Source organism: Bradyrhizobium sp. cir1 (assembly GCF_014198245.1).
Lineage (GTDB): Bacteria > Pseudomonadota > Alphaproteobacteria > Rhizobiales > Xanthobacteraceae > Bradyrhizobium.
On record NZ_JACIHE010000008.1, the window covers coordinates 1 to 22,273 of the forward strand.

General features: G+C 66.0%; 19 protein-coding genes. 7 read left to right on the forward strand and 12 right to left on the reverse strand.

The features are described from left to right. Positions 1-432 precede the first annotated feature (432 nt). The 4 genes from GGD63_RS17830 to GGD63_RS17845 all read right to left on the reverse strand — a co-directional run bounded on the left by GGD63_RS17830 (position 433) and on the right by GGD63_RS17845 (position 3,356). Positions 433-1,185 carry an HAD family hydrolase gene (locus tag GGD63_RS17830; protein WP_183244251.1) on the reverse strand — a complete coding sequence of 251 codons (753 nt, stop codon included), beginning with the start codon at positions 1,183-1,185 and terminating at the stop codon, positions 433-435. Beyond that, a complete protein-coding gene (gene hemF / locus GGD63_RS17835) occupies positions 1,182-2,069 on the reverse strand; it encodes an oxygen-dependent coproporphyrinogen oxidase (RefSeq protein ID WP_183244253.1) in 888 nt (295 codons plus the stop codon). The genes GGD63_RS17830 and hemF overlap by 4 nt, the downstream gene beginning before the upstream one ends. A gap of 161 nt (positions 2,070-2,230) precedes the next feature. After that, positions 2,231-2,863 carry a 7-carboxy-7-deazaguanine synthase gene (gene queE / locus GGD63_RS17840; protein ID WP_183244255.1) on the reverse strand — a complete coding sequence of 211 codons (633 nt, stop codon included), beginning with the start codon at positions 2,861-2,863 and terminating at the stop codon, positions 2,231-2,233. A gap of 10 nt (positions 2,864-2,873) precedes the next feature. After that, positions 2,874-3,356, reverse strand: coding sequence for a tRNA (cytidine(34)-2'-O)-methyltransferase (locus tag GGD63_RS17845; RefSeq protein ID WP_183244257.1), 483 nt, complete (start codon positions 3,354-3,356; stop codon positions 2,874-2,876). A 281-nt stretch (positions 3,357-3,637) separates the two neighbouring features. On the opposite strand from GGD63_RS17845, the gene petA reads away from it, so the two are divergent. The 5 genes from petA (at position 3,638) to GGD63_RS17870 (ending at position 10,542) form a co-directional block, all read left to right on the forward strand. Next, a complete protein-coding gene (gene petA, locus GGD63_RS17850; RefSeq protein WP_011085272.1) occupies positions 3,638-4,168 on the forward strand; it encodes a ubiquinol-cytochrome c reductase iron-sulfur subunit in 531 nt (176 codons plus the stop codon). A 63-nt stretch (positions 4,169-4,231) separates the two neighbouring features. Continuing rightward, positions 4,232-6,295 (forward strand): cytochrome b/c1, encoded by a 2,064-nt coding sequence (gene fbcH, locus GGD63_RS17855; protein WP_183244259.1) that lies wholly within the window; start codon positions 4,232-4,234, stop codon positions 6,293-6,295. A gap of 238 nt (positions 6,296-6,533) precedes the next feature. Continuing rightward, the gene (locus tag GGD63_RS17860; protein ID WP_183244261.1) at positions 6,534-7,208 is read left to right on the forward strand and encodes a dienelactone hydrolase family protein; all 675 of its coding nucleotides are present in this window, start codon (positions 6,534-6,536) and stop codon (positions 7,206-7,208) included. 480 nt (positions 7,209-7,688) lie between these two features. Next, a complete protein-coding gene (locus tag GGD63_RS17865) occupies positions 7,689-9,854 on the forward strand; it encodes an anthranilate synthase component I (protein ID WP_183244263.1) in 2,166 nt (721 codons plus the stop codon). 148 nt (positions 9,855-10,002) lie between these two features. Continuing rightward, positions 10,003-10,542, forward strand: coding sequence for an adenine phosphoribosyltransferase (locus GGD63_RS17870; protein WP_018323310.1), 540 nt, complete (start codon positions 10,003-10,005; stop codon positions 10,540-10,542). Positions 10,543-10,655: 113 nt separating this feature from the next. Here GGD63_RS17870 and GGD63_RS17875 read toward each other — a convergent pair whose 3' ends face one another. From GGD63_RS17875 to GGD63_RS17910, 8 genes are all read right to left on the reverse strand, one after another. Beyond that, positions 10,656-11,324 (reverse strand): hypothetical protein, encoded by a 669-nt coding sequence (locus tag GGD63_RS17875; protein WP_183244265.1) that lies wholly within the window; start codon positions 11,322-11,324, stop codon positions 10,656-10,658. Positions 11,325-11,387: 63 nt separating this feature from the next. Then, positions 11,388-12,140, reverse strand: coding sequence for a hypothetical protein (locus GGD63_RS17880; RefSeq protein WP_183244267.1), 753 nt, complete (start codon positions 12,138-12,140; stop codon positions 11,388-11,390). A gap of 208 nt (positions 12,141-12,348) precedes the next feature. Beyond that, positions 12,349-13,557, reverse strand: a complete 1,209-nt coding sequence (locus GGD63_RS17885; protein ID WP_183244269.1) for a M48 family metallopeptidase — start codon at positions 13,555-13,557, stop codon at positions 12,349-12,351. Between the two features lie 129 nt (positions 13,558-13,686). Further along, on the reverse strand, positions 13,687-14,247 hold the full coding sequence (locus tag GGD63_RS17890) for a LemA family protein (protein WP_183244271.1): 561 nt from the start codon (positions 14,245-14,247) through the stop codon (positions 13,687-13,689). 139 nt (positions 14,248-14,386) lie between these two features. After that, positions 14,387-15,367 (reverse strand): small ribosomal subunit Rsm22 family protein, encoded by a 981-nt coding sequence (locus GGD63_RS17895; protein WP_183244273.1) that lies wholly within the window; start codon positions 15,365-15,367, stop codon positions 14,387-14,389. A gap of 130 nt (positions 15,368-15,497) precedes the next feature. After that, a complete protein-coding gene (gene smc, locus GGD63_RS17900; RefSeq protein ID WP_183244276.1) occupies positions 15,498-18,962 on the reverse strand; it encodes a chromosome segregation protein SMC in 3,465 nt (1,154 codons plus the stop codon). Between the two features lie 217 nt (positions 18,963-19,179). Then, positions 19,180-19,836, reverse strand: coding sequence for a DsbA family protein (locus GGD63_RS17905; protein ID WP_183244278.1), 657 nt, complete (start codon positions 19,834-19,836; stop codon positions 19,180-19,182). 124 nt (positions 19,837-19,960) lie between these two features. After that, the gene (locus tag GGD63_RS17910) at positions 19,961-20,458 is read right to left on the reverse strand and encodes a DUF721 domain-containing protein (protein ID WP_183244279.1); all 498 of its coding nucleotides are present in this window, start codon (positions 20,456-20,458) and stop codon (positions 19,961-19,963) included. Positions 20,459-20,567: 109 nt separating this feature from the next. Between GGD63_RS17910 and mutY the strand changes: the two genes are divergently transcribed. Then, positions 20,568-21,683: an A/G-specific adenine glycosylase gene (gene mutY / locus GGD63_RS17915; RefSeq protein WP_183244281.1), complete on the forward strand. Its 1,116-nt coding sequence runs from the start codon at positions 20,568-20,570 to the stop codon at positions 21,681-21,683. A 52-nt stretch (positions 21,684-21,735) separates the two neighbouring features. Continuing rightward, positions 21,736-22,155: a PaaI family thioesterase gene (locus tag GGD63_RS17920; RefSeq protein WP_183244283.1), complete on the forward strand. Its 420-nt coding sequence runs from the start codon at positions 21,736-21,738 to the stop codon at positions 22,153-22,155. Positions 22,156-22,273: the final 118 nt, after the last annotated feature.

Consider the following 22,273-nt stretch of genomic DNA (forward strand, 5'->3'; position numbering starts at 1 on the left):
CGGGCAACCCCTCGAACAATTGCTCGTCAGCCATCGTCAGCCCCTGCTTCGCGCGCAACTCCAGCGAATCACAGCATCGCCGCCGTGGCAAATACTGATCCCTACCAAAAGAATCTCACGCTCTGAGGAGGAGCGTAAGCGCCGTCTCGAAGGACGAGGCGTGCGCGCAGGCCGCCGCAACGAGTCATAGCGATAGCCCCGGGGGGAAAACGGGCGAGGGGCGATGGCCCGCGCCAGTCTATGCGCGAACCGCTCGAATGCCGGGGACGGCTCACGCGGAAAATATCTCCATCGCGCGCATCCCGACGATGGCACTATGCCCCTGTTTTGCCCGACGGGTCAAAGGAAATTCGAGAAATCCGCAAGACCTTGATTTTGCAGCAGCCGGCTACTGTGCATGGGGTTGTTTTTGCAGTTTGTTGTCGCGCCCGGTTACGGCTGCTCCGGCACCAACTCGGTCAGCGAGCGGATGATGCGGTCGGGCTTGACGGTCGAGCCTTCGGGCAGGCCATCGCCATGCACGTCCATCCAGATCGCATAGATGCCGAGTCGCTGCGGCGTCACGACTTCCCATTCGAGGTTATCGCCGATCATCCAGGTGTCTTTGGCGGTGACGCCGAGCGCCTCCATCGCGTGCAGATAGGCGCGCTCCTCGGGCTTGCCGAAGCCGTGTTCGCCCTCGATCTGGATGTGATGGAAGCGGTGCGCCAGCTCGAAACGCTCGACCTTGGCGCGCTGCATGTCGGCGGCGCCGTTGGTCACCAGCGCCAGCTTGATGCCGAGCGCCTTCAGCCTGTCGATCGCCTCATGCGCGCCGGGGAAGACGAACATCTCCTCCTCGCGATAGGCGGTGAAGCGGTCGGCGAGGCGGATGGCGAGGTCGTCGGGCAGGGCGCGATGGCCGGCCGCCGCAAGCGCGGCAAAGCCGCCCTTGACCGTGAGGTGCCGCGCCTCGGCGAGCTTCATCCGCCACGCGGCTTCCGCATTCGCCCAGAAGTTTCGCGCGAAAGCCAGCACGGCGGTTGCGACCTGCGCCGGCGGCAGCGGCGCAAGCTCCTCGGCGAACTCGTTCGCGATCGTGTTCCAGGCGATCTCGGGCCGGCCATAGGCCGACAGGATGGTGTCGTCCATGTCGATCAGCATGGCGCGCGGCAGCGGCCTCACAGCGGGCTTCATCGTCGTCATGGCCACTTCACCTCCGGCGGCAGCGACGACAGGATCGAGTCCACATTGCCGCCGGTCTTGAGCCCGAAGATGGTGCCGCGGTCGTAGAGCAGGTTGAACTCGACATAGCGGCCGCGCCGGATCAATTGCTCCTCGCGGTCCGCAGCGGTCCAGGCGCTCGCGAAATTGCGCCGGACGATGTCGGGATAGATCTTCAGGAAGGCGCGGCCGACATCCTGGGTGAAGGCGAGGTCGGCGTCCCAGTCGCCGCTGTCGTGCCAGTCGTAGAAGATGCCGCCGATGCCGCGCGCCTCTTTCCGGTGCGGCAGGTAGAAATACTCGTCGCACCATGTCTTGTACTTGTCGTAGTCGGCAACGCCGTTCGGCTGGTTGCAGGCTTCCTTCATCGCGGCATGGAAGGCGATGCTGTCGGCATCCTCCTGCGTGCGCCGGCGCTCGAGCACAGGCGTCAGGTCCGCGCCGCCGCCGAACCAGGCTTTGGTGGTGACGACGAAGCGCGTGTTCATGTGCACGGCCGGGACGTTCGGATTGCGCATGTGCGCGATCAGCGAGATGCCGGACGCCCAGAATTTTGGATCCTCCGCGGCGCCGGGGATCTGCGCGCGAAACTCGGGGGCGAATTCGCCGTGCACGGTCGAGCAATGCACGCCGACCTTCTCGAACAGCCGGCCATGCATCATCGACATCACGCCGCCACCGCCGGCCGCGCCGGTGTGGTCGGTGCGCTGCCAGGGCGTGCGCTCGAAGCGGCCGGCCGCGCCGGGATAGAGCGCTTGTGGCGCATCATCCTCGAGGCGCTCGAAGCTCGCGCAGATGTCGTCGCGCAAGGTCTCGAACCAGGCGCGGGCGCGGGCCTTGCGGTCTTCGATTATTGAGGCGTCCATATCCAATTCCCGAATCGAGCTGCCGTAGGGTGGGCAAAGGCGCCCTTGCGCCGTGCCCACCTTGTCTTGTTGTGATCCTGATTGGTGGGCACGCTACGCTTTGCCCACCTACGAGACCGAGATCGTAACTACCCCTGCGGACCGTAATAGGTAAACCGATCCTATCTGATGCCGAGCGATTTATGCGTCTGCACGCTGAGCCGCCATTGCGGATGATGCAGGCAGTAGTCGATCGCCCGTGCGGTGTTTTCGGCGACCTCCGGCCCATCCATCGGCTGCAGCGAGAAGCGCTCGAAGGCGAGGCCTTCGAAGGTCTCGGGCAAGGCGAGCGGCTGGGGGTAGACCAGCTTCAACTCGTGGCCGCGGCGCAGCACGAGCTCGCTGCCGCCCTTGGGGCTGACGCAGATCCAGTCGAGCCCCGCGGGCGGCTCGATCGTGCCGTTGGTCTCGACGCCGATCTCGAAGCCGCGCGCATGGAGCGCCGCGATCAGGGCGTCGTCGACCTGGAGCAGTGGCTCGCCGCCGGTCAGCACCACGTAGCGGTTCTCGGCGCTGGCGGTCCATTGCGCAGCGATGGTGTCGGCGAGGTCCGCAGCCGAGGCGTAACGGCCGCCGAGCGTGCCGTCGGTGCCAACGAAATCCGTGTCGCAGAACTTGCAGGTCGCTGACTGCCGGTCGGCTTCGCGGCCGCTCCAGAGGTTGCAGCCGGCAAAGCGGCAGAACACCGACGCGCGCCCGGCCTGGGCGCCTTCGCCTTGCAGGGTCAGGAAGATCTCCTTGACCGCGTAACTCACTCGTCTCTCCTCAATCCTGTGGGCCGCAATCCTGTGGACCGCTCGGGTTCCGGACCTGCCGCAGCGCCTCGCCTGCGGCCATCGCGGCGGTCATGGCGACATTGAGCGATCGCAGCCCCGCATTGATCGGGATCACCAGCCGCGCATCGGCGGCCTCGACCACCGCGTCGGTGACGCCGGCGCTCTCGCGCCCGAATAGCAGGATGTCCGACGTCTGGTAACGAAAATCGCGGTAGTCGGTGGCGGCCCTGGTGGTGAACAGCAGCAGGCGGTAGCCTTGGCCTGCGCGCCAGTCCTCGAATTTCGCCCAGGAGTCGTGACGGGTCACGCTGACATGGGCGAGGTAATCCATTCCCGCCCGGCGGAACGCACGGTCGGAGACCGGGAACCCCGCCGGTTCGATGATATGGGCGGCCATCCCCAGGCAGGCGCACAGCCGGAGAATCGTGCCGGTGTTCTGGGGGATGTCGGGCTGGAAAAGCGCTATCTGCATGGGCGGCGGCGGGTTGGTTGCGGGCCGGAAATGTCTCAATAAAACATCGCCCGCCCGGGAATTCGTGCATTGCACGCTTCCCCGCCGTTAGCGGGCTTGCGCTCGCCCGGCAAGGGTGCCAATAGAACGATTCTGGACTGCTGTTTTCGCCTTGTTTTGGTGGGGACGAGCGAAGTTCTGCCGCCGCGGGGGGCCGCGGGCGCCGGCAGCACTGTTCTGGGGACCTTTGGGGGGCTCCCGGAGCGGTTCCACCGGCAGCATAAGAAGAAAGGGTTGGAATCGTGACGACAGCGTCTTCGGCGGACCATCCGACACGCCGTGATTTCTTATTCGTTGCAACCGGGGCAGCTGCAGCAGTAGGGGGCGCGGCCGCGCTCTGGCCCTTCATCTCGCAAATGAATCCTGATGCCTCGACCATCGCCGCCGGTGCGCCGATCGAGGTCGATCTCAGCCCGATCGCCGAGGGCCAGGACATCAAGGTGTTCTGGCGCGGCAAGCCGATCTACATCAGCCACCGCACCAAGAAGCAGATCGACGAGGCGCGCGCCGTCAACGTGGCGAGCCTGCCCGATCCGCAGTCCGACGAGGCCCGGGTCAAGTCCGGTCACGAGCAGTGGCTGGTCGTGATCGGCATCTGCACCCATCTCGGCTGCATCCCGATCGCCCACGAAGGCAATTACGACGGGTTCTTCTGCCCCTGCCATGGTTCGCAGTACGATTCGTCCGGCCGCATCCGCCAGGGGCCCGCGCCCGCGAACCTGCCGGTGCCGCCGTACCAGTTCGTTTCCGACACCAAAATCCAGATCGGCTGAGCTTCGGACCTTTGTCCGAAGCTTCACGCCGTCTCGTCGTAGTTATTTCCTCAGGATCGCATCATGAGCGGACCATCCGACTACCAGCCGAGCAATCCGGCCCTGCAATGGATCGAGCGGCGCCTGCCGATCCTCGGCCTCATGCACTCTTCCTTCGTCGCCTATCCCACCCCGCGCAACCTGAACTACTGGTGGACCTTCGGCGCCATCCTCTCCTTCATGCTGGGGATGCAGATCCTGACCGGCGTGATCCTGGCGATGCACTACACGCCAAATGCCGATCTCGCCTTCAAGTCGGTCGAGCTGATCGTCCGTGACGTGAACTACGGCTGGCTGCTGCGCAACATGCACGCGGTCGGTGCCTCGATGTTCTTCGTCGCCGTCTACGTCCACATGTTCCGCGGCCTTTACTACGGGTCGTACAAGGAGCCACGCGAGGTGCTGTGGATCCTCGGCGTCATCATCTACCTGCTGATGATGGCAACCGGCTTCATGGGCTACGTGCTGCCCTGGGGCCAGATGAGCTTCTGGGGCGCCACCGTCATCACCAATTTGTTCTCCGCCATTCCCTATGTCGGCGAGAGCATCGTGACGCTCTTGTGGGGCGGCTATTCGGTCGGCAACCCGACGCTGAACCGCTTCTTCTCGCTGCACTATCTCTTGCCGTTCCTGATCGCGGGCGTCGTCGTGCTGCATGTCTGGGCGCTGCACGTCGCCGGCCAGAACAATCCTGACGGCGTCGAGCCGAAGACGGAAAAGGACACGGTGCCGTTCACGCCGCACGCGACCATCAAGGACATGTTCGGCGTCGCCTGCTTCATGCTGCTCTACGCCTGGTTCATCTTCTACATGCCGAACTATCTCGGCGACGCCGACAACTACATCCCGGCGAACCCGGGCGTGACGCCGCCGCACATCGTGCCGGAATGGTACTACCTGCCGTTCTACGCGATCCTGCGCTCGATTCCGAACAAGCTCGCGGGTGTCATCGCGATGTTCGGGGCGATCATCATCCTGTGCTTCCTGCCTTGGCTCGATGCCGCCAAGACCAGGTCGTCGAAGTACCGCCCGCTGGCCAAGCAGTTTTTCTGGATCTTCGTCGTGGTCTGCATCCTGCTCGGCTATCTCGGCGCGCAGCCGCCGGAGGGCATCTACGTGGTCGCCGGCCGCGTCCTGACGGTCTGCTACTTCGCCTACTTCCTGATCGTGCTGCCGCTGCTCTCGCGCATCGAGACGCCGCGGCCGGTGCCGAACTCGATCTCGGAGGCGATCCTCGCCAAGGGCGGCAAGGCCGTGGCCTCCGTCGCGGTCGCGCTGGTTGCCGCCGGCGCGCTGTTCCTCGGCAGCCTGCAGGACGCGCGCGCCTCCGAGGGCAGCGACAAGCCGCCGGGCAACAAATGGTCGTTCTCAGGTCCCTTCGGCAAGTTCGACCGCGGCGCGCTCCAGCGCGGCCTGAAGGTCTACAAGGAAGTCTGCGCCAGCTGCCACGGCCTGTCCTATGTCGCCTTCCGCAACCTCGCGGAGGCCGGCGGTCCCGGCTACTCGGTGGCGCAGGCGGCGGCGTTTGCCTCCGAGTACAAGATCAAGGACGGTCCGAACGACGCGGGCGACATGTTCGAGCGCCCGGGTCGGGCAGCCGACTACTTCCCCTCGCCGTTCCCGAACGAGCAGGCCGCGCGTGCAGCGAACGGCGGCGCGGCGCCGCCCGACCTGTCGCTGATCACCAAGGCGCGCTCCTACGGCCGCGGCTTCCCCTGGTTCATCTTCGACTTCTTCACCCAGTACCAGGAGCAGGGCCCGGACTACGTCGCGGCGGTGCTCCAGGGGTTTGACGATCACGTGCCGGAGGGTGTCACCATCCCGGAGGGCTCGTACTTCAACAAGTACTTCCCCGGCCACGCCATCAAGATGCCGAAGCCGCTCAGCGACGGCCAGGTGACCTATGACGACGGCTCGCCGACCACGGTCGCGCAATATTCCAAGGACGTCACCACGTTCCTGATGTGGACCGCCGAGCCGCACATGGAAGCGCGCAAGCGCCTGGGCTTCCAGGTGTTCGTGTTCCTGATCATCTTCGCCGGCCTGATGTACTTCACCAAGAAGAAGGTCTGGGCCGACTCGCACTGAGAGGCGCGAGACGAGACGAAATGGAAAAGCCCCCGCAAGGGGGCTTTTTTGTTGGGCGGTCATTCCGGGGCGCGCGATAGCGCGAACTATGGTGCGCGATTGCGCACCTGAGAATCTCGAGATTCCGGGTTCGGTGCTGCGCACCGCCCCGGAATGACGAGAGTGTGGATTGCTTCACACGACCGCACCGGCCAAAATACCCTCAACCGCTCCCCCCAGAAACTCACCGGAGGACACCATGGGAACCGCCATCACCTTCAAGCGCCCGGATGGCAAGGACGCCTCGGGCTATCTCGCCAATGCCGCGCGCGGCAACGCGCCGGGCGTGGTCGTGATCCAGGAATGGTGGGGCCTGTCGGACCAGATCAAGGGCCTGTGCGACCGCTTTGCACTGGCCGGCTTCGATGCGCTGGCGCCCGATCTCTACAAGGGCAAGGTGGTGCCCTATCACGACATGGACGCGGCCGGGAAGGAGATGAACTCGCTCGACTTCATGGACGCCACCACGCAGACCGTGCGCGGCGCCACGCAGTATCTGTCGCGCAACGGCGCCAAGGTCGGGCTCACAGGCTTCTGCCTCGGCGGCGCTGTCACCATCATCGGCGCGACCAAGATCCCGGAGCTTGCGGCCGGCGTCGTGTTCTACGGCATCCCGCCGGAGCAGGCGGCCAAGCCCGCCGACGTCAAGATCCCGCTCCAGGCCCATTTCGCCAACAAGGACGATTGGTGCACGCCGGACCTGGTCGACGGCTTCGAAAAGGCGATGAAGGCCGCCGGCAAGTCGCTGGAGCTGTTCCGCTATGACGCCGAGCACGCCTTCGTCAACGAGCAGCGCCAGGCCGTGCACGACCGCGAAGCTGCCGAACTCGCCTGGGGTAGGGCGACGGAGTTTTTCAGGAAGCATTTGGGGTAGGGGTGTGAAGGACAAATCTGAAGCCGATGTGCAGTTGGAGCGCAAGGTCTTCAAGGTCCCAGAGGATCATCGAGCAGCCGTCCTCGAAGGCCTCCGCGAGGCGGACCGAGGCGAGTTTGCGAGCGATGCAGAGATGGCCGCGCTGTGGAGGCGGTGCGGCCTCTAGCCCGTAGCCCGGATGGAGCCCAGCGCCATCCGAGGACTTTCCCATTGTGGCACGAACCCCGGATTGCGCTGCGCTCCATCCGGGCTACTGCCTCGCCCCACCCTTGACGCCGCCCCCTTGCCATGGTGAGTATCGCCCCATGAGCACCGCCGTCCGCCCAGTCCGTCTTTGGTGGCGCACCTCCTGACGAGGTGGCCGGTGCGATTTCTTTCCCCAAAATCGTCGAAGGTCGCCAGCACAGCGCGGCGGCCTGATCGTTTGTCCTGTGTGGCGTTCCCTCGGCAAGTCTCGTAAGAGGACCCCAAGAGGATCACATGAACAGGACAGTCTTTGCCCTCCCGGCCAGAAGTGAGTACGCGACCCGCGCGGGTCTCGCGATCACGCGCGTGGCGGAGCAGTTTACCGGCGGTGCCAACAGGCTCGACGATCTCGTCAGCCTGCTCGACCGCCGCCGTGGCGTGGTGCTGTCCTCAGGCACGACCGTGCCCGGCCGCTACGAGAGCTTTGACCTCGGCTTCTCCGATCCGCCGCTCAAGCTCGAGACCACGGGCGTCAATTTCAAGCTGGAAGCGCTGAACGAACGCGGCCAGGTGCTGATCGCCTTCCTCGCTGACGTGCTGCGCGAGCCCTGCGTCGTGATCTCCGAGAGGTCGGCGACGCGCCTTGCCGGCCACATCATCCGCGGCGATGCGCCGATCGAGGAGGACCAGCGCACCCGGCGCGCCAGCGTGATGTCGCTGGTGCGCGACCTCGTCGCCGCCTTCTCCGCCAATGACGACGGGCTGCTCGGCCTGTTCGGCGCCTTCGCCTACGACCTCGTCTTCCAGATCGAGGATCTCGTGCAGAAGCGCCCGCGCGAGCAAGATCAGCGCGATATCGTGCTGTACGTGCCCGATCGCCTGCTGGCCTATGACCGCGCCACCGGCCGCGGCGTGGTGCTCTCCTACGACTTCGCCTGGAAGGGCAAATCGACGGAAGGCCTGCCGCGCGAGACCGCCGACAGCCCATATCTCAAGACACCGCGCCAGGGCTTTGCCGATCACGCGCCCGGCGAATATCAGGCCACCGTCGAGACCGCGCGCGCGGCGTTTGCCCGCGGCGATCTGTTCGAGGCCGTGCCGGGGCAGCTGTTTGCCGAGCCCTGCGACCGTTCGCCGGCCGAAGTGTTCCAGCGCCTCTGCGTCATCAACCCGTCGCCCTATGGCGCGCTGATGAATCTCGGCGAGGGCGAGTTTCTCGTCTCGGCTTCGCCCGAAATGTTCGTGCGCTCGGACGGCCGCCGCGTCGAGACCTGCCCGATCTCGGGCACGATCGCGCGCGGCACCGATGCGATCGGTGATGCCGAGCAGATCCGCCAGCTCCTGAACTCGGAGAAGGACGAGTTCGAGCTCAACATGTGCACCGACGTCGACCGCAACGACAAGGCGCGCGTCTGCGTGCCCGGCACGATCAAGGTGCTGGCGCGCCGCCAGATCGAGACTTACTCAAAGCTGTTTCACACCGTCGATCACGTCGAGGGCATGCTGCGCCCCGGCTTCGACGCGCTCGATGCCTTCCTCACCCACGCCTGGGCCGTCACCGTCACCGGTGCGCCGAAGCTGTGGGCGATGCAGTTCGTCGAGGATCACGAGCGCTCGCCGCGGCGCTGGTATGCGGGTGCGATCGGCGCGGTGAATTTCGACGGCAGCATCAATACCGGCCTCACCATCCGCACCATCCGCATGAAGGATGGCCTCGCCGAAGTGCGCGTCGGCGCCACCTGCCTGTTCGATTCCGATCCCGCCGCGGAAGACCGCGAATGCCAGGTCAAGGCCGCTGCGCTATTCCAGGCACTGCGAGGCGATCCGCCAAAGCCGCTCTCGACCTTCGCGCCGGATGCCACCGGCTCGGGCAAGCAGGTGCTGCTGATCGACCATGACGACAGTTTTGTGCACATGCTCGCCGATTATTTCCGCCAGGTCGGCGCCAGTGTCACCGTGGTCCGCTATGTGCATGCGCTCGACATGCTCAAAAAGAAGCAATGGGATCTGCTCGTGCTGTCGCCCGGCCCTGGCCGCCCCGAAGACTTCGGGATCAGGAAGACCATCGATGCGGCGCTGGAGAAGAAGCTGCCGGTGTTCGGCGTCTGCCTCGGCGTGCAGGCGATCGGCGAATATTTCGGCGGCGAGCTCGGCCAGCTCACCCATCCCGCCCACGGCCGGCCCTCGCGGGTGCAGGTGCGCGGCGGGCGCCTGATGCGTAATCTGCCGAACGAGATCGTCATCGGCCGCTATCACTCGCTCTATGTCGAGCGCGACAGCATGCCCGAAGTTCTAAACGTCACCGCCAGCACCGAGGACGGCGTCGCCATGGCGCTGGAGCACAAGACCCTGCCGGTCGCCGGCGTGCAATTCCACCCGGAATCGCTGATGTCGCTCGGCGGCGAGGTGGGGTTACGTATTGTCGAGAATGCGTTCCGGCTGGATGCTGGGGCGAATTGAATGAGTGTCGTCATTGCGAGGAGCCCGCGACAAAATTGCGAAGCAATTTTGCGCTGGCGACGAAGCAATCCAGACTGCTGCCGCGGAGAAGAACTGGATTGCTTCGCTTCGCTCGCAATGACGGTGGAGAAGCCAGAGCGAGATAACCATGACCTTTGACCACGACATCAAGGCGAGCGTCCGGACCATTCCCGACTATCCCAAGCCGGGGATCATGTTCCGCGACATCACGACCCTGCTCGCGGACGCGCGCGCGTTTCGCCGCGCGGTCGACGAGCTCGTCAATCCCTGGGCGGGCAACAAGATCGACAAGGTCGCCGGCATGGAGGCGCGGGGCTTCATCATCGGCGGCGCGGTGGCGCATCAGCTCTCGGCCGGCTTCGTGCCGATCCGAAAGAAAGGCAAGCTGCCGCACACCACGGTGCGCATCGCCTATTCGCTCGAATACGGCATCGACGAGATGGAAATGCATGTCGACGCGATCCAGCCCGGCGAGCGCGTGATCCTGGTCGACGACCTCATCGCCACCGGCGGCACCGCCGAGGGCGCGGTGAAGCTGTTGCGCCAGATCGGCGCCAACGTCGTCGCCGCCTGCTTCATCATCGACCTGCCCGAGCTCGGCGGCGCCGCCAAGCTGCGCGCCATGGACGTGCCGGTACGCACGCTGATGACGTTCGAAGGGCACTGAGCGGGGCGTTGAACGTCGCCCTGGCCTATTTGTTTGGATTGCTGCCGGCCGCGGCCTCGGTCCACCTCTCCCCGCTGGGGAGAGGTGAGCACCGAGTTCGCTGGCCGAGCACCCTACGACCGTTGCAGGATCAGGCTGAGCTCAAGCTCCCGGAAGGCGAGGTAATTCCTGCGGGTCCACTGGTGCAGCTCGGTGGAGTGGTCCTTCTCCTGGCGCAGATAGCCGGTGAAGGAGAAGTTGAGCCGGTCGATATAGGTCTTGAGGAAGCCGGGCAGCGCGGGCAGGCGGAACAGCCGGCCACCTGCCATCGCGGGCGGAAGCTCGCCGCGCACGACATATTCGTTGTCGACCGTGATCAGGTTCATCCGCGGGATCTGCCCGCGCAGCATCTCATGGGCGCGGGCCGAGACGCGGTCGGTGTCCGCCATGAACAGGATCTGGGGCGCGACATGGCGGCGCGCCGCCTCCTTGAGCAGGCCGATCTCCTCGGTCATCTTGAAGAACTCGTCGAAGGCGTGGAAGCCGAGGTCGATGACCTTGGCGAGACCGTCGTCGACGATGACGCGGTCCATCAGCTGCATCTTGCCGTAGGTGTCGATCACGTCGGCGGTCTCCGTGATCTTCGGCAAATAATCCAGCAGCGACGGCTCCTTCAGGTTGACGTCGAAGGCCGCGACGTTGCCGTTCTTGAGCAGCAGGAATTCGCTCAACAGCCGCGCCAGCAGGGTCTTGCCGACCTGCGGGCGGGGCGAGCAGATGATGTAGACCGGGGTCGCGGACATTGCAGGCTATTATTTGAGCGAACTTGTCGCCCCAATCCAGCCGTATCCGCCCTAGGTCCGCAACTATTTTTCGCTGTTGCGGGTCGCCGGCTTCGAACCGACGATGTCGGTCAGGCGGATGCGGTCGAATTCGCTCCAGACATTGGCCAGCCAGTGCCGGACATAGCCGCGCAGCACGAACGAATAGTTCGCGGCCTCGTCGCTGATGCCCTTGTTGGCGACGAATTTCAGGAACGGGACGGAGGACACCTCGACCTGCTCATAGGCCATCTCGTTGAGCTTGGGGATGGTGAGCTCGGTGGCGTCCTTGATGCGGTGGAAGTAGGAATTATAGGTCGCCTGGTCCCACTGGAAGAACTGGGTGTCGTTGATGAAGTTCTTCACCAGGAAATATTTCGCGCCGGTCATGAAGCCCGCGGTCTCGGCGATCTCCTCCAGCGAGGCGATCGAGGGGCCGAGGATGTGGAACACCGCGAAGGTGATTTGGCCGGCCTTGGCGGCGTCGAGGAAGCCGATGTCGCGCAGCGAAGCCAGCGCCGGCGAGAGCAGGCCGGCGCGGACGTCGATGACGGTGACCGACGGGCTGACAGCGTTGAGCGTGTCGAAGATCTTCATCTGGTCGGCCGTCGTCGTCATGTCGACGATCTCGGTGATGTCAGGATGGAAGCGCTTCAGGGTTCCGCGTGGCGATTCCGTGTCGAACGCGCGGGTCGGCACGTTGTTGGCTGAGAAATAATCGAGCAGGGTGCGCGACACCGTGGTCTTGCCGACCCCGCCCTTGTCCGCGCCCACCACAACCACTGCCGGTTTTGCCATTGCTGTCCCCTAACGCGCGCCCCCGATCGCGAGGTCGCAATCGGCCGGGCCCCAAATCGATGTCCCAAAAGACGTCCCAAGTCTGCTGTTGGGCGCGAACATGGCAGAAACAAGGGAGAATTCAATTCCTTGCGCCCCTGTTGCGGCAATTCCCGAGGTTTTTCCCGATCGGTGTCAAACCCGCCACGAACCGTGGCGGTCACATGGCTCAGTGGCGGCCCCACGGTCCCATTGGATTGGCTGCCGGGGCGCCTGAGGGGCTTGGTGCGGGCACGGGCGGCGGGCTGGCCGGACCGGCTGCATCGCCCCATGGCCCCTGCGAAAGCGGTGGCGGGGTATCCTGCGCCTCGGGTTGTTCCGTTTCGGGCTGATCCGTCTCTTCAGTGGGGTCCGGCAGCGGACCGGGGTCATGGCCGCCGGCGAACTTGACCAGCGCGTCGACCCGGGACTGCACGGAAGGGTGGGTCGCGAACAGGTCGGCAAAGCCCTCGCGCGGATTGTCGACGCAGAGCTCCATCACCGCCGAGGTCGCGCCCGGCAACTCGCCGCGATTCTCGATCTTGCGCAGGGCCGAGATCATGGCATCCGGGTCTTTGGTCAGTTCGACCGAGCCGGCGTCGGCGAGATATTCGCGCGACCGCGACAATGCGAGCTTCACCACCTGCGACATCAGCCAGGCCACCACGATCAGCACGACCGCGATGATGATGACGATCACCGCACCACCGCCCGAGTTCTTGCTGTCGCTGCTCGAGGAGGACGAGCGCGACGACGAGGAGGAGCCCGAGGACCACGAGCCGCCGGAATTCCAGCTCAAATTCGTGAACAGGCGGAAGAACAATTCGCCGAAGAAGCCGACCACGCCGGCGATGATGACGGCGACCACCATGAGCTGCACGTCGCCGTTCTTGATATGGGTCAGCTCGTGACCCAGAACCGCCTCGATCTCCTTGTCGTTCAGCGCGTTGAGGAGGCCGGTGGTGACGGTGACCGAATATTGCCGCGGGTTGAGGCCGGTCGCGAACGCGTTCAGCGCCGGGCTCTCCATGATCTTCAGCTTCGGCATGGTGATGCCGCGCGAGATGCAGAGGTTTTCGAGCAGGTTGTAGAGCCGCGGCTCTTCCTGCCGGGTTACGTCATGGCCGCCGGTCACCGCATCGATCATCGACTGATGGAAGAAATAGGCAATCACGACCCAGACGGCCGCCGCGATCGTCGCAAAGGGCGCGGCCTTGAGCAGGTCGGAGAAGGCATGCCTCAGATAGTAGGCGACGGTCTCATTGCTGTTGATGAGCACTTCGGCGACCAGCGCGCCGGCATAGACCAGCACGTAGACCAGCGCGAACAGGCCGCCGAGCAGCAGCATCGAACGAAACTTGTTCGAGGCGATGTGCGTGTAGAGACCATACGCGGCCATGACGCTTCTTCGTCAAAGTTTGTCGTTCCGGGGCGCGCCGAAGGCGTGAACCCGGAACCTCGAGATTCCGGGTTCGTCGCTTCGCGACGCCCCGGAATGACGGAGAAAAACAATGGACATGTTAGGCAATCAGAACTTCACCTGAGGCGCCGCCTCGACCTCGGTGCGGCTGGAGCCGAGATCGAAGAAGTCCTTCCTGGTGAAGCCGAACATGCCGGCGAACAGCGCCGCGGGCATCTGTTGGATGCCGGTGTTGTATTCTTGGACCGCGTTGTTGAAGAAGCGGCGGCTGGCCGCGATCTTGTTCTCGAGGTCCGACAGCTCGCTCGCGAGCTGCTGGAAATTGGCGTTGGCCTTGAGGTCCGGATAGGCCTCCGACAGCGCGATCAGCCGGCCGAGCGCGCCGGAGAGCTGATTCTCGGCCGCGGACACCTGCGCCGGACCCTGCGCCGACATCGCCGAGTTGCGTGCCTTGATGACGTCGTCGAGCGTGCCGCGCTCGTGCGAGGCATAGCCCTTCACGGTCTCGACCAGGTTCGGGACCAGGTCGTGGCGCTGCTTGAGCTGCACGTCGATATCGGCAAAGGCCTGGCCGACGCGCTGGCTCAGCGCCACCAGGCGGTTGTAGGCACTGAAGGCCAGGAACACGAGGACGACGATGACGCCGAGAACGATCCAGCCGGTCGACATGGAGAACTCCTGAAGGGGGAAGCAGGCGGGCGCTAGGGTAGACCAAATTGGCGCGGAGCGAGAGCCCCGGCGTGGGGGGAAGGTAAGGCTTGGTCGGGTCAGGAACCGTCCGAGTTCAAGGCAAAAGCCCTGATCGAGGTTAACTTTCGGCAATGACGGCATCGCCCCAGCGCCAGCGCCGGGCGCTTGCATAGGCGGCCTTGTCGCGGCGGGGCACCTTCGTCAGCTCGACGCCGTCCTCGGTGCAGAGCTTTGCCGTGATCTCGGCCTTGCCGACATCCGGCGGCGCCAGCACGCGCGCGGCGCGCGTTGCCGGTGGCGTGCGGGTCAGGGCGACGTAGATGAAGCGCTCGTCTTCGAACGGCACCTCGGCGCCCTTGATCTGCCGGTGGGCCTGCGAGCGCGGCAGGCGCTGGGAGAAATGGCACCAGTCGGGCGCGGTGAGCGGGCAGGGTTTTTCGTGCGGGCAGGGCGCGGCGACGAAGGCACCAGCTGCGATCAGCTGCTGGCGCAGCGCGAGGATGCGGGCGTAGCCGGCGGGTGTGCCGGGCTCGATCACGACCAGCGCATGGCGCGCTTTCGCCCACATCGCTTCCGCGAGCTTGCGCTGCTCGCTCTCGCCGAGCTCGCCGATGATGTAGCTGGCAATGACGAGATCGGCTTGCGAGACCTCCGCGAGGTTGCCGCCGGCATCGCCGGGCAGATAGCGGCAATCGGCCAGACGCGTGCTGTCGCGAGCGAGTTCGAGCGCAAGGCGGCTCAGCGTGGCGTTGGCGTCGAGCAGCGTAAAGTCCTGCAGCGAGGGAAACGCCTCCGCGGCGGCCCAGCTCGCGGTGCCCGGGCCTGCGCCGACGTCGAGCAGCGTCTCAGGCGCAAGGTTCGGTGCGATCTCGGTGAGCGCATTCAGGCTGGCCGCCACGGCAGCGTAGGTCGCCGGCATGCGCGCCAGCGCATAGGCGAGGGCGTCGGCCTCGGACTTGATCGTGCCGGAGCCGCCGCCGGCGCGATAGGTGGTCGAGATTTTCTGAGATCGCTGTGCCGCGTCGGTGCGGGAGAAGCCCTGCAGCTTGCCGTCGAGGGCGGCTTTCAATTCGGTGGGGAGGGTGGGGGTTATCATCATCCGCAGTCATGCCCCGCGAAGGCGGGGCATCCAGTACTCCGTGACAGTGCCGTCAACCGAGAAGCTGCGGCGTACTGGATCATCCGCCTTCGCGGATGATGACGTCAATGGGTGTGGCGCGACCGAGCTATCACGCCACGTTCTGGTCGAGAATGTCCACGGCCTCGGCGAGGCTCACCGACACCAGCTGCGACACGCCGCGCTCGGCCATGGTGACGCCGAACAGGCGGTTCATCCGCGCCATCGTGATCGGATTGTGCGTGATGATGATGAAGCGCGTGTCGGTCGAGCCGGTCATCTCGTGCAGCAGGTTGCAGTACCGCTCGACGTTGTGGTCGTCGAGCGGCGCGTCGACTTCGTCCAGCACGCAGATCGGCGAGGGGTTGGTGAGGAACACCGCGAAGATCAGCGCCATCGCGGTCAGCGCCTGCTCGCCGCCCGAGAGCAGCGACAGCGTCTGCGGCTTCTTGCCCGGCGGTTTTGCGATGATCTCGAGACCGGCTTCGAGCGGGTCGTCGCTCTCGATCAGATGCAGCGCGGCTTCACCGCCGCCGAACAGCTCGACGAACAGGCGCTTGAAGTGATTGTTGACGATCTCGAACGAGGTCAACAGCCGCTCGCGCGCTTCCTTGTTGAGGCTCTGGATGCCCTGGCGCAGCCGCTTGATGGCTTCGACGAGGTCGTCGCGCTCGGTGACGAGACCGGTGTGCTGGGTCTCGACCTCGCGCAGCTCTTCCTCGGCGCGCAAATTGACGGCGCCGAGGCGCTCGCGGTCGCGGCGCATCTTTTCGAGGTCTTCCTCGATGTCGTGCAGCGGCGGCAGCTCGGTGCCGGGCTCGATCTCGGCGAGGCCGGCGACGGCCTGCGGCTCGACCTCCAGCATGTCGCGGATCTCGCGCTCGATGTCCTCGAGCCGGCGCCGGGCGCCTTCCATGCGCTCCTCGGCGCGGGCGGTGGCCTCGCGGGCGCTGGAGAGCGCCTCGAGGGTCAGCTTGGCGACGCGGTCGGTCTCCGCCATCGCACTTTCCGCCGTGGCGAGCGCGTCGGCGGCCATGCGGCGGTCGTTCTCGGCGTATTCGATCTCGGTGATCAGCGCGCTGCGCTTCTCGGCGAACACTTGCGGCGCGTTTTCGAGCTCGCTGCGCTCGATCGTGAGTTCGGCGATACGGGCCTGGATGGTGTCGATATGCGAGGCCGCGCTCTCCTTGCGGTTCTGCCACTCGGTGCGCTCGGCGAGGATCGCCTGCACGCGGCGGTCGGCAAGCTCGGCCTCGCGTGCCAGCGCCTGCGCTTCGGCGCGAACCTGGGCGGCCATGCGGCGGTGGGCCTCGATGTCGCTGCGGACGGCGGCGAGACGGGTCTCGGTGTCCTCGCTGGACGGCAGCTCGGAGATGCCGGCGGCAGCGTATTCATGCGCAGCCTCGGCCTCGGCGCGGTCGGCGGCGAGGCGGCTGTGCGCTTCCGACAGCGTCGCCTTGCGGGCGGCATGGCGGCTGATCTCGCGCTCGGCGGTGGCATGACGCTCGCGCGCGGTGTTGAGCTCGCGCTGCGCGGCGCGCCAGGCTTCGCGGCTGGCGCCTTCAGTGCTGGCGGCCATCTGCAATTCGGACTCGGCATCCTCCAGCGCCTGGCGCTTGATCTGCGCGTCGATGCGGGCCTGCTCCAGCTCGTTCTCGATGTCGACGAGGCGGGCGCGCTCGGCAAGGCGGCGTGCGGCGCCGGTCGGGGCATGCGCCGCGGCGACGAAGCCGTCCCAGCGCCAGACGTCGCCCTCGGGCGAGACCAGCCGCTGGCCGGTCTTGAGCTGCGAGACCAGCTCGGCGCCGCGCTCGCGCGGCACGACGCCGATCTGCGCCAGGCGGCGGGCCAGCTCGGCCGGCGCCTGCACATGGTTCGAGAGCGGCACGGCGCCTTCGGGCAGCTCCGGATCGCCCTCGGTGTGTCCGACATTGGTCCAGCGCATCGGCGCCGACGGATCGATCGGCGCGTCGAGATCGTCGCCGAGGGCGGCGCCGATCGCCTTTTCAAAACCCTTGTCGACGGTGATGCCGTCGATGATCGGCGGCCACAGATTCTTGGTCTCGCCGTTGACGATCTTGGAGATCGTACGCGCTTCGGTCTCCAGACGCTGCACGCGCTTGTCGGCCTCGACCAGCGGCGAGCGCGAGGATTCCAGCGTCTGGCGGGCGGCGACATGCGCGGCTTCGCTGGCCTGCGCCGCGGCTTCGGAAGCGGCCAGCGTCTGCTCCGTGGTCTCGACCAGAGCGGTCAGCTCGTCGAGATCGCCGAAGCCGCCGGTCGCCTCAGTGAGCTTCTGCTCTTCGGCGGTGACGTTCGAAATCTCCTGGTCGAGCCGGGCGAGCTTGTCGCGGTGGGTGCGGACATTGGCTTCGAGCTGGTTGCGCTTGGCGGTGAGGTCGGCGAGTGCAGTGGTGAGCTCGGCGAATTGCTGCTCGGTTTCGGTCAGCACCGCCTCGGCTTCGCCGACGCGCTCGTCGACGCCGGAGCGCTTCTCGACGCGCGACTTGATCTCTTCCTTCAGCTCGGCGTCTTCGGTGTCTAGTCGCTGCAGCGCGACGTCGGCGTCCATGGTTTGTTGCTGAGCACGGGAAATGTCGCCTTCGAACTGGGCGAGGCGGCGTTCGAGCTCGGCGACGCGCTCCTTGGCGCGCTCCTCCTCGCGGTCGAGCAGCTCGCGGGCATTGGTCAGGCGCTGCAGCCCGGCGGCTGCGCGCGCTTCGGCATCGCGCAGCGCCGGCATTTCGGCGGCGCGGATCGCCTGGATGCGGGCGGCTTCGGCCTGGTGCTGGGTGCGCTCGGCCATCTCGCGGACGGCGAGGTCATGGGTCTGGCCGGACTCGTTGACGTCGGCATGGGCGCCGATCCAGCGCAGGTGGAACAGGGTGGCTTCGGCCTTGCGGACCTTGGCCGCTACCTCGCGGTAGCGCACGGCCTGGCGGGCCTGCTTCTTCAGGCCCTCCATCTGGCCGGAGAGCTGGCCGATCACGTCCTCGACGCGGGTGAGGTTGGTTTCGGCCGCCTTCAGCCGCAGCTCGGCCTCGTGGCGGCGGGCGTGCAGGCCGGCGACGCCGGCGGCATCTTCCAGCACGCGGCGGCGCTGCTCGGGCTTGGCCTGAATGATCTCGCCGATCTTGCCCTGGTGGACGAGGGCGGGCGAGCGCGCGCCGGTGGCAGCATCGGCGAACAGGATCTGCACGTCGCGGGCGCGCACATCGCGGCCGTTGATGCGATAGACCGAGCCGGCCTCGCGCTCGATGCGGCGAGAGATCTCCAGCAACTGGCTGTCGTTCATCGCCGCCGGCGCGGTGCGATCGGCGTTGTCGATCGTCATCGTCACTTCGGCATGGTTGCGCGCGGGACGGTTGCCGGAGCCGGCGAAGATCACCGCGTCCATGTCGGCGGCGCGCAGCGACTTGTACGACGTCTCGCCCATCGCCCAGCGCAGCGCTTCGACGAGATTCGACTTGCCGCAGCCGTTGGGTCCGACCACGCCGGTCAGGCCGGGCTCGATGACGAAGTCCGTGGGCTCAACGAAGGACTTGAAGCCGTGAAGGCGCAGGCGGGTGATTTTCATAAGCACGCATCTCTGTTGGCAGGCGCGAATCCCCCTGCCGGGACAATACCATGGAAGGCAATGTCGCTATCCGGGCGAGTCGCGCGAGGCGCCTCATGCGGCTGGACAATGGCCGCGGCGCGCCGCGAGGGCAACCGGCGAAAGCCGCTTTTCCCAAGGGATTTATGCCGGGAAAGATACGGCTTTCGAGATGCGAATCAGGATCTTGACGAGCGAATCAGCTCTTCAGCAGCGGATTGATCTTCTTGGCGAACTCCTCGAACGAAGCCTCGCCCTTGATCTTCTCGCCATTGATGAAGAAGGTCGGCGTCGAATCCACCTTCAGCACGTCGCTGGCATATTTCTGGTCGGCGGCGATCTTGTCGAGCAGCGCCTGGTCCTTCAGGCAGGCTTCGACCTGCTGCTGGGTGAGGCCGGCCTGCTTGCCGATCCGCGTCAGCGTCTCGGTGGTGTTCTTCATCACCCAGTCGCTCTGCTGGCGGAACAGCATGTCGGTGACGGCGAAGTATTTCGGCGCGTCGCCATTGGCGATGCAGCGCGACAGCATCGAGCCGGCGGCGGCTTTGATGTCGAGCGGGAACTCGCGGAAGATATAACGCACCTTGCCGGTGTCGATGTATTCCGACTTGATCTTCGGGAACACCTGCTCGTTGAAGGCCGCGCAGTGCGGGCAGGTCATCGAGGCGAATTCGGTGATGGTGACGGCGGCGTCCTTCGGGCCGAGCGCCATGTCCGGCAGCGACACGGGCTTGGCGACATCGCCGGCGGCCTGGGCCATCGCCTCGGAGATGAACCGCAGCGGCGAGAGCCCGGCGACCGCAGCAAGCCCGGTCAGCGACAGCATCGTGGTGAAGGCGCGGCGGGTGATGATCAAGGTCGGCTCCCGGATTGGCGTGTCTCGCCCGGGTTCCGCCCGGGCGGCCTGTCGCTAGCTTGAAACGTCGATTGAGGCAATGGCGGGCCGCAAGGACGGGTCCAGTTTGGTCGCGAAATAGGGCTCAATTTCGCTTGATGGCGGCCCCGAGCCGCGCCAGCGCCGTCTTCAATTGTTCATCTTCGATGTCGGTCAGGCTCTCCGCCACCTTGGCGACCACCTTGGGGTCCGGCGGGGCGGGCCGCTTCCGGGCCCGGGGCCGGGACAGAGGGGCCTGGCGGAAGGCCAGCTTGCCGACCGCGCTCCAGCCGAAGAAGCGGTTGACCCGCTCCAGGATCACGTCGGCGGAATGCTGGATCTCCAGCGCCATCGGCCCCTCGACCCGCAGCACCAGCGTCGCCGGCTCCTGCGGCTGGCCCTCCACCGGCCGCGGCCACTGCATCTTCAGCGGCTCGGCATGGGCGGCGATCTCGGGCCCTGCAATCTGCGCCCATCGTGTCACCAGCTCGCGCGCCGCAAAGCCCTGCTTGGCGTAGGCCTCGGCAAAGACGTCGTTGAGCAGGATCCCGAGCGGTTTTGCGCTGATGGGACCGGGCTTGAAGATGGGATCGGATTTGGACATGGGGGCTTTATAGCACTGCGGACGGGCCACCACGAAGAAAGACGTGGATGTCCGCGACCGGCGCGGGCATGACGTGGAGAGATCGTCTTGGGGCCGCTACAGTGAACGCATGAGCCGCAGATCCGCCCTGAACGTGAAATCGGAACCAGTTCTACCGGAGACCTCATCGCGTCCGATGCTGCTCCTCCAGTGGTACGACCGCCACCGTCGCCGGCTGCCCTGGCGCGCCGCGCCCGGTGAGGCATCGGACCCCTACCGCGTCTGGCTCTCGGAGATCATGCTCCAGCAGACCACGGTGAAGGCGGTCGGCCCCTATTTCGAAAAATTCGTCGCGCGCTGGCCCGACGTCACGGCGCTCGGCCGGGCTTCGCTGGATGACGTGCTGCGGATGTGGGCGGGGCTCGGCTATTATTCGCGCGCACGCAATCTCTACGCCTGCGCGGTCGCGGTGACGCGCGAGCATGGCGGCGTCTTTCCCGATACGGAGGAGGGGCTGCGCGCGCTGCCGGGGATCGGGCCCTACACGGCGGCGGCGATCGCGGCGATCGCCTTCGACCACCGCACCATGCCGGTCGACGGCAATATCGAGCGCGTGGTGTCGCGGCTCTTTGCAGTTGAAGAAGAACTCCCGCAGGCAAAGCCTTTGATCCAGCAACTGGCGGCGACGCTGCTGGCGGACTCCCGCGCCGGCGATAGCGCGCAGGCCTTGATGGACCTCGGCGCCTCGATCTGCACGCCGAAGAAGCCGGCCTGCTCGCTGTGCCCGCTCAATGAGGACTGCACGGCGCGCGCGCAAGGCAGCCAGGAGACGTTCCCGCGCAAGGCGCTGAAGAAGAGCGGAGCGCTCAGGCACGGCGCCGCTTTCGTGGTCACGCGCGGCGGCGAATTGCTGGTTCGCTCGCGGCCCGAGAAGGGCCTGCTCGGCGGCATGACGGAAGTGCCGGGCTCGGACTGGCTCGCCGGCCAAGAGGACGGGGCGGCGAAGCAGCAGGCACCGGTATTGAAGGGGCTGTCGCGCTGGCAGCGCAAGGTGGGCGTCGTCACCCACGTCTTCACGCATTTTCCGCTGCAGCTGGTGGTTTACACGGCAAAGGCCGAGGCCCGCACCCGCGCGCCCGCTGGCATGCGCTGGGTGCCGATCGCCACTCTTGCCGACGAAGCGCTGCCCAACGTCATGCGCAAGGTGATCGCGCACGCGCTGGATCTTTCGGGTCCATCCTCCTGACAGCATGCTGGCAGCAGCGCTAAGCTATCAGGGCGCGACACGGAGGCTGCCAATGGTCAAGACCGCGCTCGACGATTTTCCGAGGCCCCCCTGCGCCGAGCTGCTCGGCTCGCGCCTGCTCGATGCCCGCCCGGAGGAAGGCTGGATCAGGCTGGGCTTCGACGGCAAGCCGGAGTTCTGCAATCCGGCGGGCTTCATCCAGGGCGGCATGCTCTCGGCCATGCTCGACGACACCATGGGCCCGGCTGTGCTGGTGATGAGCGAGGGGCGGCTCTACACCACCACCATCAGCATGACGGTGAATTTTCTGGCGCCCGCAAAGCCCGGCCCGATCATCGGCGAGGCTAGGGTGACGCAACTCGGCAGGACGATCGCGTTCGTCGAAGCCAGGCTGATGGCGGAGGACGGGACGGTGCTCGCGACGGCAAGCGCCAGCGAGCGGCTGCTGGAGGCGGCGAGGGTGGTGAAGTAAAGTAATTTGGCTGCGCATGCGGTACTCCTTCTCCCCTTGCGGGAGAAGGTGGCGCGAAGCGCCGGATGAGGGGTATCTCTCGATGGATTCTATTGCCGATTGGGCTCGGTGAGACAAA